A 265-nucleotide genomic window follows, 5' to 3' on the forward strand; every position below is an offset into this window, starting at 1 on the left:
GTATGATGCGCATACACGCCCGCCTGCGTCGTATGAAAGGAGGTACTGACTTCTTCATCTAACTCTCCAAATCTTGAAGCCTTGACGGTATGAGATGCATCATTCATGGCCTGGATGAAATGACGGTATTCTGCTTTATAACGGTATTGTCTGTTTCGAAATTCCAGCACGTCTTTTGCCAGCAAAGAGCGGCACGCAATTTCAAACAAAAACCCAAGACGTTCATCCTCTACATCAGGATAATAGGCTTCCTTTAAGGACATGC

At 44.9% G+C, this 265-nt stretch carries 1 pseudogene; it reads right to left on the reverse strand.

Annotated features, from left to right (window positions below):
* Window positions 1-265: pseudogene (locus tag SB775_RS30440) on the reverse strand (hypothetical protein); the annotation flags it as partial.

This window comes from Peribacillus sp. SIMBA_075, assembly GCF_046534585.1.